This is a genomic window from Chitinophaga sp. (genome assembly GCF_036566945.1).
Taxonomy (GTDB): Bacteria; Bacteroidota; Bacteroidia; order Chitinophagales; family Chitinophagaceae; genus Chitinophaga.
Window position 1 is genome coordinate 1 of record NZ_DATCVJ010001112.1, and the last position, 5,695, is coordinate 5,695.

6 protein-coding genes are annotated in these 5,695 nt (G+C 45.7%); 2 read left to right on the forward strand and 4 right to left on the reverse strand.

All coding sequences use genetic code 11. From position 1 onward, the window contains the following. Positions 1-349: hypothetical protein (locus VIP81_RS33370; protein WP_331972576.1), on the forward strand; the 349-nt coding region annotated here is incomplete at its 5' end. A 246-nt stretch (positions 350-595) separates the two neighbouring features. After that, positions 596-868, forward strand: a complete 273-nt coding sequence (locus VIP81_RS33835) for a WhiB family transcriptional regulator (protein WP_414649456.1) — start codon at positions 596-598, stop codon at positions 866-868. 53 nt (positions 869-921) lie between these two features. On the opposite strand, the gene VIP81_RS33375 is transcribed toward VIP81_RS33835, so the two are convergent. The 4 genes from VIP81_RS33375 to VIP81_RS33390 form a co-directional block, all read right to left on the reverse strand. After that, on the reverse strand, positions 922-1,530 hold the full coding sequence (locus VIP81_RS33375; RefSeq protein WP_331972579.1) for a hypothetical protein: 609 nt from the start codon (positions 1,528-1,530) through the stop codon (positions 922-924). A gap of 525 nt (positions 1,531-2,055) precedes the next feature. Beyond that, on the reverse strand, positions 2,056-3,276 hold the full coding sequence (locus tag VIP81_RS33380; protein WP_331972582.1) for a DNA polymerase: 1,221 nt from the start codon (positions 3,274-3,276) through the stop codon (positions 2,056-2,058). A gap of 278 nt (positions 3,277-3,554) precedes the next feature. Beyond that, on the reverse strand, positions 3,555-4,157 hold the full coding sequence (locus VIP81_RS33385; protein ID WP_331972584.1) for a hypothetical protein: 603 nt from the start codon (positions 4,155-4,157) through the stop codon (positions 3,555-3,557). Next, a partial coding sequence (locus VIP81_RS33390; RefSeq protein ID WP_331972587.1) for an AAA family ATPase occupies positions 4,135-5,695 on the reverse strand: 1,561 nt, incomplete at its 5' end. The genes VIP81_RS33390 and VIP81_RS33385, both read right to left, overlap by 23 nt.

Consider the following 5,695-nt stretch of genomic DNA (forward strand, 5'->3'; position numbering starts at 1 on the left):
CATTCGGTCAAAGGAATCCAGCGATAATTACAGAGCTATTAATAAGGATTCTGGCGCTCTCGGTGGTTATCAGGTCATGCCATTCAATCTATTTGGCGGATCTGAATGGGACCGTAAAGCGCTTGGTCGTGATATTTCACGTGATGAGTTTCTTAATAGTCCTGGACTCCAGGATACTATTGCTAGATATCAGCTACAGCAATATCTACAAAAGTATGGTGCAGCAGGTGCCGCCGTAGCTTGGTATGGCGGCGAAGGTTCAGTTAAAAATATGCACTCTAAAACTACGCAAGCTGGAGGCTATCCGAGTCTCTACGCCTATTGGACTTCGGTACTTAGTAGGATGTAATGGGCGATGATGACCTTGATATCCCCGAAAGTAACCGAGAAATTGCGCTACATTTGCGTTCATTTCGTCTAGACTTTATTGATATTAAATCAAGACTTACAGCCCTCGAAAACGCTAGGACAGCAAGGAGGTCGTTCTTTGATAGAGCGCTATTTCAGAACCTTCTATTGCCATGTCTCAGCGGAGCGTTTTTGTTTCTGTTGACTAAACTCTTGTAAGAGTTTTAATGGCGGGGGGTTACACGCCATGGAAAATGATTGGCAACTGTCGGCCGAATGTCGGAATGTCGATTCTGATATCTTCTTCACGGAAGACAAGAAGGATCGTCGCTTTAAAGACGTTTGCAATATGTGCCCCGTTATTGGGGAGTGCCTGGATTACGCTCTCATCTACAACGTATCTGGGACATGGGGCGGTATGACAGAGAAAGAGAGGTCTAAGATTCCCAGGAAGCAAATTATGGCTCTCCGGGATGACTACGACGAATCTGGTCTTTTTGATAAAACTCTTAAAGCTTAGTTAAATACAGAAACCCCCGAAGTCCAATTAAGGACCTCGGGGGTTCTTTGTTTCTACTCAAATTCTCCAGACTCAATTAGGTGCGCCGCGGCTGCTTTAAGACGTTCCTTCTTTTCATACTCATCTTCGGGACCCTTACCTGGAGGGGTACCGATATACGTAAAGTCAGGATCGTCGTCAACCAGGTTTTCTTCTAGTGGTTCTAGGACCCCCTCTTGAGGAAGTTCAGTATAAAGATGGCCTGCTTCTTCTAGCGCGCTAGTAGCTTCGACACCAATTACTTTGGGAACATATCCTTTGTTGTAAACGTTCCACCTTTGTGCGTCAGTCTTACGGTGGAAGTTCCAAACAATACCCAACTGTGCTAGTGCCCATGCACGACATTCATCGGAACAGTAATCAACTGCCTGATAAGTGTGCAGGAACGGCTGAGAGCAGTTAGGATTCTTGCAGTTCTTAGAGTTGAAGCCCTTACCCTTAACTTCAATATAGAAGAGTACGGATTCAGCTTCAATCTCCTTACGAACTACAGCTTCGGCTCCTATTTCAGTAAGAGGAACCTCAGCCATGATATTGTCGATATTCATGCCAAGCTTAGATGCAAGCTTAGCAAGCCTATCCATTTCGTTAGCTTGGCTGTTTTTACGACGACGTGGAGGCATCGTTATCCTTGCACTTGTGCTTGTAAGTTAGACTACTCATCCGAAGATCGGGTGCTTCCTAAGTCCAAGGTCAATAAGTCGATGGACACCGTGAGCATAGGCAGCAATCCCATCCGGAGGATGATAACCCCTAGGCTTATTAGCCAGTTCAGGGTATCCTGCCCACTTAAGTGCTCCCTTAAGATTAGCAGGTTGCTGCCAGAAAATCATAGCCTGCTCACCAAGCATAGTAAGCATCATATCGATAGCACCAATACAACGTGGTGCGGGCATATCAGAACCAGTCTGGGCAAGAGCCTTATCTTGCCGAAGCCTAAAGTCCTCTACAATGAACCGCATCTTTTCGTCGGTTCCCTTAATCCCACTGTAGCTAAGCTTAAGGAAATTTCGAAAATCATCGTAGTGCATAGTCTTATGGGCAACGTCTGAACCATCTTCAAGAAACGTAGCTACGCCTACGTTCTTACCAGGATCTACCGCGATAAACATTAGTACTCCGTACCATAGAGCCAGAAAGTACCGCCCTCAAGCGGCATCTCGTCCCCAAAATTCCCCTTCGACGTCAAAAGGAACGTCAAAGTTAATCTCGTCAGTAACTCGGCTCATTACTTCGCTAATCTTTGCGATGTACTCCTCCAAGTATTCTCGCTTGATTTCGAAGATAACAGAGTCATGGACCATTAGTAGCATCCGGCACTCTGGTCCGTCAACTTCGTTATAGAGTCGGATCATAGCACTCTTAACGATTTCTGCCAAACCACCCTGGAGCAGGGAATTAAAAGCTAGACGGGGTCCACCAGTAGGATCCATAGCAAGATGACGCATCCTGCCGGTCCACAGACGGATATATCCACGCCTTTTAGCGCGCTCGTATACGACTTTAGACAGAGCCACAATCTTATCGTGATATTCTTCCCAGTCTGTAATAAACTGGTCAGGGTCATCACCACCAAGAATAAGTGCAAGCTTCTTACGCTGCGCACCGTACATCTTGGCATAAGTAAGTGTCTTACATTTAGCCTTAGGGCGTCCTAGCGCGGCAACCATATCGCCCCACATATCCCGATTCCATTGGAAAGTTTCCATTAGAGCGGGCTGCTTAGAGTACCCTGTAGCCAAACGCATTTCACCCTGTGAAAAGTCGGCTTGGTACAGTACATAACCATCTTCAGCTTCAAAAGACTTCTTGATATTACGGTTCCATACCTTAGCAGCATCTTTAGGAACCTGCTGAAGATTAGGATCGTGACAACTAGTACGGCCTGTCTTAGTTCCGTGAATCCAGTAATCACAACGAAGACGACCGTCAGGACTTTGAAGCTCTACAAACTTCCTGTAGCAAAGTCCTAGTGTAATATTCCAGCCTCGATACTCAAGAATATTACTAGCTACTGAACCCCAGGGACCCTCAGAATACGCAGGGTTATTTGCGAGAATAAGTTCGTAGTCCTGCATTGCCACCTTATTAAAAGATGGCTTTCCCGCAGGAGTAAGATGCTCCTGTAGAACAGGCAGTTTCATCTCATCAATAAGAAGGGTCTTAAGATCCTTATTGGAGAGAGGATTATAGCCGTTCAGTTCCTTACGAAGCTGATTCATACGGCCTTCGCCTACGGCAATTTCTTGCTCGCAGACTTGCCTATTTACGCGAACACCTCGACTCTCCATAGTATGGAAAACCTGCATGTTCTGCATTTCTCGATCCCAAAGATTAGGAATCGGACTGTTGAACGGTGCCAGTTTCATCAACTTTAAGAACCCTCTTAAGCAGCTCGTAAGTTTTTCTATCTAGACGTTCTTTAAGATCATCGATAGCTAGCAAAACCTGAATGTTCTTACTGCCATCGATATACTCTGCGAGAGCTGTAAGCTCCTCCCAAGAGAAAGTAAACTCTATAGCTACAGGCTCTACAAACTTAGGCTTGCAGCTAATTTTCCCACCCTCGTCTGGTGTTCGCCAACAATAGACGCCCCCACTTTTTGCCACTCTTAGTTCTGTTTTCTTGTAGAACTCATGGCAACCATCACACTTCGCTTCCATTATCGAAACCCGATTCTACAAAAATTGGGTACAGGTGGAAGAAGAGTTTAAGACAGAGTACAGCATCTTCAGCGGCGTATAGTGCCATAACCTTAGCTGGAAACTTAGGTGACCAACCGTAGATTTTAAAGAAGAATTCCCACTCTGGTGGCTTAAGCTTACCTGGTTCTCTAAGCTCATTCTTAGCGAGCCAGTCCAAACCCTTCGGCACATTTTCGTTGAGCATATGTGCCATAAGCATGGTGCAGTACCACCGGACTATCTGAAGGTTAAACCCGGTAGTCTGCAAAGCGATGATATCGAATTTAGCACTGTGGAAAATAATCCGTTTCCTTGTAGCGATAAGTTGGAAGAGGAGGTTTTTAGTCTCCTCTTCCACGTTATCCGACTCATGGGCTACAGGGAAGTAAGCTGAGTAATAGGTGTTGTCAATCCGTACCGCTGCTGAAATTCCGATAGCATAACCGCGTCCATCTCTAATATCCTTACCATTTGTCTCCGTATCGATGGCCATAGTATCGGCCAGTACCGCTTTGGAGAGAAATTCAGACGGCGTAAGTAGCTTAGATACCGAAGAAACTTCCACTAGTCTTCTTCTTTTCCTTGACCTCTTGTGCCTGTGAAGGTACGGAAGGTAGAGCACCGAAAGTAGGACGGTTAAACACTCGACGCTCTCCGTCCATAACTACGGAGAATCCAGTATTGTCTCCAGTAAATCGAGACTTAAGATACCTGATGTCCATTAGCTTATTACTCTCGGTGTAGTCCTTAGACTGCTTGAGAGAGATAATGGTGCTTGCAGCAGCTGCAATAAATGCGCTACCAAACATATCATCCAGGTCTGCTTCTCTGTAGCCATGACCTGGTGGTTCCTTACGCGTATGATGGACGAATAGCACAGTGCAGCTATAGCGATCCTTAATCATATCAAGGACCTCCATAGACTTAGTGACCTCCTCTTGATTTGAGAGGTTGGAAGCGAGAGAATACGAAGCCGAGTCAATCAAAATGATATCCGGCTGGTAATTCTCAAGCTTACGAATGAACTTACCCATAAGCGGACTTGTGGGCTGGTACAGCTTAATCTTTTCAGGACTGGCGTAAGTTTTGAAATTCTCTTGGAGAAGGTCCAACTCTTCTTCAGTGAAATTGAGCGCCAACTTCTTAAAGAAGTCGTTAACGTGCTCGACCAACATTTCGAGAGAGAGGAAGAGGATCTTGTACTTCTTATCCCCTGTAGAAGAAGTCCAATCCAAATACTTTTTACCCAGCGCGAGATTAGCTACCATACCAATGCTAAGAGTAGTCTTACCTGTAGCAGAACGTCCTACTACAAATCCCGTACCCTTAATAGGTAGAAGTCCTTCAATAATCCACTCGGTCTCATCGACAAAATCAAGAACTTCTCGGAATCCGAAAGTCGGGATTTCATCAGCGAGAACAGTTACGTCCTTGATACCCTGGTAAGGGTGTTTCTGTCGGACGTAATTAACCAGGTCTACGTAGTACCGTTCCTTGTCGGCACGGTCCCTAAACTTACCCCAACGCTTATCTACCCACTGTAGCAGAGAGTAGATTTCACTGTTATCGAGACCCTGCTCTGCACAAGTGTAACTAACACGAGTAAGAGCACTAGACCTGAAACCTTCTGCAACCTGGTGCTTAGTAAACAAATCCCGTGCATCTTCTGGCCATGGGCCATACTTAAGCATAGTCTTTACCGGGTTAGGGATCTGCTCCCGCTTAAACTGTTCCAGGTCATAGCTAATCTGCGGAAGAGGTACAGTTGAGAAGTCTTCCGGAGTATATTGAAAACTATTAGCAGACTTGATAATAACCGGGGCAGAACGCTTATGATTAAACGAACCTACAGGACGGGTACTATGTCCTGCGTCCCAGGCACCGATATCAGCCTGGAGCGCGTAACAGATAGCTTTGTTAATACCTTGAACCGAAGCGATATCGTTATTGAACTGCTCGTAACGCCAGTACCAATGTTCTCGGCCTGGAATTGAGGACTGGACACGCACTGTAGGATGGGGAATGTTGTTCTCTGCCAACTCTTCAGCTGACGGAACGTTACCATCGAAATCAGCCCAAGCAGTATAACTGCCATGAGCATGA

Coding starts and splice junctions, on each gene's coding strand:
- VIP81_RS33835 (WP_414649456.1), top strand. CDS start 596: ATGGAAAATGATTGGCAACTGTCGGCCGAATGTCGGAATGTCGATTCT.
- VIP81_RS33380 (WP_331972582.1), bottom strand. CDS start 3,276: ATGAAACTGGCACCGTTCAACAGTCCGATTCCTAATCTTTGGGATCGA.
- VIP81_RS33375 (WP_331972579.1), bottom strand. CDS start 1,530: ATGCCTCCACGTCGTCGTAAAAACAGCCAAGCTAACGAAATGGATAGG.